Source organism: Xanthobacter sp. BG11Y11_SDJG (assembly GCF_057364445.1).
In genome coordinates this window covers 1-3,333 of the sequence record NZ_JBNFNU010000438.1, presented here as the reverse complement: position 1 = coordinate 3,333, position 3,333 = coordinate 1, and the positions used below count along the sequence as shown (strand labels likewise).

Genomic DNA, 3,333 nt, shown 5'->3' with positions numbered 1-3,333 from the left:
GGACCGCCTTCGGCCCGCCGGTCCCTTCGGGGGCTTCGGGCGGCTCGCCGGCGCGTGCGGTCCGGCCGGCTTCTTCTTGTTCTTCATCCGCTCCTCCAGACGCTGGAGCACGGTGTAGAAGGACGGCACGAACAGCACCGCGAGGCAGGTGGAGGCGAGCATGCCCGACACCACCGCGATGCCGATGGACTTGCGCGAATTGGCGCCGGCGCCGGTGGCGAACACCAGCGGCAGCACGCCGAGGATGAAGGCGAAGGAGGTCATCAGGATCGGCCGGAACCTGAGGCGCGCCGCCTCCACCGCCGCGTCCGTGATCTCCATGCCCTCCGCCCGTTTCTCGCGGGCATATTCGACGATCAGGATCGCGTTCTTCGAGGCGAGCGCGATCAGCAGCACCAGGCCGATCTGGGTGTAGAGGTTGTTGGACACCCCGAGCCCGAGCAGCGCGCTCACCGTGCCGAGCAAAGCGAGCGGCACGGCGAGGATCACCGACATGGGCTGGATCCAGCTCTCGTACTGGCCGGCCAGCACGAAATAGACCAGCAGGATGGCGAGGGCGAAGACGAAGTAGATCTGATTGCCCACCGCCTTCTCCTGATAGGACATGGCGGTCCACTCGAAGCCGGTGCCCGGCGGCAAAGTGGAGGCGGCGATCTGCTCCATGAGGTCCATCGCCTGGCCGGAGGAGAAGCCGGGGGCGTTGGTGCCGTTGATGGTCGAGCTGGGATACAGGTTGTAGAGCGAGATCAGCGGCGGGCCCTGCACCACCTTCGCCGTCAGCAGCGTGCCGAGCGGGATCATGGTGCCATTGGGCGCGCGCACCTTCAGCGCCTCGAGGTCCGTCGGGGTCACCCGGAAGCCGGCGTCGGCCTGGATGTAGACCTGGAACACGTTGCCGAACTTGTTGATCTGGTTGACGTAGGTCGAGCCCATATAGGACGAGATGGTGGTGAACACCTGGCCCAGGGTCACGCCCAGGGTCTCGGCCTTGACGCGGTTGATCTCCACCTCCAGTTGCGGCGCGCGGCGCGGAACGAGCTGGAGACGTGCGAGAGCGCCGACTGGGCGTTGGCCTTGTCCACCAGCGAAGTGGTGATCTGGGCCAGCAGCTGGTAGTCGAAATTGCCGTTCTTGAGCTGCGGCTGCATGGTGAAGCCGGCGGCGTTGCCGATGCCCTGGATGGCCGGCGGCACCAATATGATCACCTGCGCCTGCTCGACGTCCGCCACCGCCTTGTTCATGTTCTGGTACATGGACAGGAGGTCCTGCCCCTTGGTGGCGTAGCGCACGTCCCACGGCGTCAGGGTGACGTAGATCACGCCCGCATTGGCGAGGGTGGACGAATTGTCCATGATCGAGATGCCCGACACCGCGAGCGCGGTCTTCACGCCCGGCACCTTGCGCACCCGCTCGGAGACGTCCGCCATCACCTCCTTGGTGCGGTTGAGATTGGACCCGTCGGGCAGCTGGACGGCGACCAGGAAGTAGCCCTGGTCTTCGATCGGCAGGAAGGAGGTGGGCACCTTGGTGAGGCCCCAGCCGGCGAGGCCCATGAGCGCCAGCGCGACGATGACCATCAGCTTCGAGCGGTGGACCATGCGTGAGATCAGGCCGGTATACCAGTGCTCGGCCTTGCCGTAGATCACGTTGAAGCCGCGATAGATGAAGTTGCGCTGCTCGGGCGGCACCGGCTTGCGGAGCCAGAGCGCGCACTGCGTCGGCTTCAGCGTCGCAGCGTTGATGGCCGAGATGAAGGCCGTCGCGGCGATCACCAGCGCGAACTGTTTGAACATCTGCCCCGATAGGCCCGGTATGAACGAGGCCGGCAGGAACACGCTCATCAGCACGAGGGTGATGCCGATCACCGGCCCGAACAGTTCGTCCATGGCCTTCTCGGCCGCCGGCTGCCCCGCCATGCCCTCTTCGATGTGGCGCGCCACGCCCTCGACGATGACGATGGCGTCGTCCACCACGATGCCGATGGCGAGGATGATGGCGAACAGGGTCGACAGGTTGATGGTGAAGCCCATGGCGTCCATGGCGGCGAACGCGCCGATGATGGTCACCGGCACCGTGGTGGCCGGCACCAGCGTCGCCCGCCAGTCCTGGAGGAACATGAGGATCACCACCAGCACCAGGAGCGCTGCCTCGAACAGGGTCTTCCAGACCTCGTCGATGGACGCCGACACGAACCAGGTGGTGTTGAACGGATTGGCGTAGTCGAGGCCCTCGGGGAAGGAGCCCTTCAACTCCTCCATCTTCTTGCCCACCAGTTCGGAAACCTCGAGCGCGTTGGCGGAGGGCAGCTGGAACACGCCGATGCCGGCCGCAGGCTTGTTGTCCTGCATGAAGTCCTTGGAGTAGCTCTGCGCGCCCAGTTCCACCCGGCCGATGTCGCGGATGCGCACGATGCGTCCGCCATTCTCGTTGTCGACCTTGACGATGATGTTCTCGTAGTCGACCACGTTGTCGAGCCGCCCCTTCACGTTCACCGTGTACTGGAACGAGGCGTTCGAGGGGGCCGGCGGGATGCCCAGCTGGCCGGGGGTGACCTCCTGGCTCTGCTTCTGGATCGCGTTCGAGACGTCGGACGGGGTGAGGCCCACCGCCTGCATCTTGTCCGGGTCCATCCAGATGCGCATGGCATAGGTGCCGGCGCCGAACACCGCGACGTTGGCGACGCCCGGCACGCGCTCCAGCTCGTTCTGGACGTTGATGATGGCGTAGTTGTTCAGGAACAGGCCGTCATAGCGCCCGTCCGGCGAGATCAGGGTCACGAACTCGAGGATCGAGGTGCCCTTCTGCAGGATCGTCACGCCCTGCGCCTGGACCGCCGTGGGCAGCGAGGCGAGGGCGATGTTGACGCGGTTCTGCACCAGCACCTGCGCCATGTTCGGATCGGTGCCGATGGCGAAGGTGACGATCAGCGTGTAGGTGCCGTCCGAGGCCGACCAGGACTGCATGTAGATCATGCCCTCGACGCCGTTCACCTGCTGCTCGATGGGCAGCGCGACGGTGTCGATGAGGGTCTTGGCGGAGGCGCCCGGATAGGAGGTGGAGACCGACACCGTGGGCGGCACGATGTTGGGATATTGCGACACCGGCAGGCGGATGAGGGAGACCAGCCCGATCAGCACGAAGACGAGGGCGAGCACGTTCGACAGAACCGGCCGCTCGATGAAAAAGCGCGAGATCATGGGCGCTCCTGAGGTTCGAGGGACGGATCAGTTCTTGGGTGCAGGCGCGGCGCCAGCGCTCGGAGCGGCGGGGCGCGGGCGTGGCAGGCGCGGGCGTGGCAGGTGCTGGCGTCGAAGGCGCGGGCGTCGTGGCATC

Annotated in this window: 1 pseudogene; it reads right to left on the bottom strand. The window is 65.9% G+C overall.

The features are described from left to right. Window positions 1-3,197: pseudogene (locus AC2W7M_RS22415) on the bottom strand (efflux RND transporter permease subunit); the annotation flags it as partial. Window positions 3,198-3,333: the final 136 nt, after the last annotated feature.